Source organism: Rhodoferax sp. RT5P35 (assembly GCF_056521385.1).
Genome location: NZ_JBWMAX010000147.1, coordinates 378 through 1,379, shown reverse-complemented (window position 1 = coordinate 1,379; position 1,002 = coordinate 378). Strand labels below are relative to the sequence as shown.

Below are 1,002 nucleotides of genomic sequence, written 5' to 3'. Positions count from 1 at the left end.
CAGACCACGCCGCAGGCAAAGCGGGGCTCGAATGCCACCGCACGCGGGCAGTAGTAGCCACCCAGGGAAACCCCTTCCATGCCGATGCGCTTGGCATCCACTTCGGGGTGGGTTTCCAGCCAGTCCACGACGCGGCTGGCCCAGTGTTCGCTGTCGTAGCGGGCGTTGAGCTTGTGCAGGCGCAGGGCCTCGCCGGTGCCTGGCTGGTCTACCACCAGTGAGGACACGCCGCGCCGGGCCAACCATGCGGGCAGGCCTACGCGGTACTTCATCTCTTTGGTGGAATCCAGGCCGTTTACCTGCACCAGCAGGGGCGCGGGGCCCTGTACGCCCTCGGCCCGCACATACAGTGCCGACAGGTGCGTGCCCTCGTAGGGAATCTCAACCCGCTCACAGTTCTCGTCCGCCAGTTGCACGCCTTGGGCAAACAGATCGAGCAGGCGCCGGTACAACGCCATGCGCCCGGGGGTGCCATGGGCCAGCAGGCGTTCCGCGGTCATGAGGTAGCTGGAGGCGCGACCGAGTTTTTCGCCCGCCGACAGCTTGCGCCCCCGGGCAATATCTTCGTCGGCCAAGGCACACAGCTTGTCGGCCATGTGGACCCAGGTTGCGCGAAACGCCTGGGTGCCTGCGGCATCGGGGGCTTTGGCAGCATCTTGCAAAGGTGCGCACATTTCCTCGATTTCGCCGATACGCGCGCCCATCTCGATGGCGAGATCTACAGAGAGATTCCAGACGTAGTTGGTGGGGAAGTACTTGAACATGGGGACCAGTCAGGGTTGATTTGAAGCCCGTAGGGCAGGGGAAAGAAGAGGTTGCAGATTCAGGGCTTGACCCACAGCGGGATCGTCACGCCGATGCCCAGAATGTTGTTTTTGGACGTGTTGGCTGCGTAGAGGCCGCGCTGGTAGTTCAGGCTGACGCTGAAAGGCCCGGCGTTGTAATTGACCGAGGGCCCAAAGGCGAAGCTGCGTGCCCGGTGGCCTTGGATGGCTACGCCGT

At 63.7% G+C, this 1,002-nt stretch carries 1 protein-coding gene and 1 pseudogene; both read right to left on the bottom strand.

What is annotated here, in order from left to right; genetic code table 11:
• Positions 1–764, bottom strand: a 764-nt coding sequence (locus tag AC097L_RS24475; protein WP_479589320.1) for an alpha/beta hydrolase family protein, incomplete at its 3' end; no start/stop codon positions are given.
• 59 nt (positions 765–823) lie between these two features.
• Positions 824–1,002 (bottom strand): annotated as a pseudogene (locus AC097L_RS24470) (SphA family protein); the annotation flags it as partial.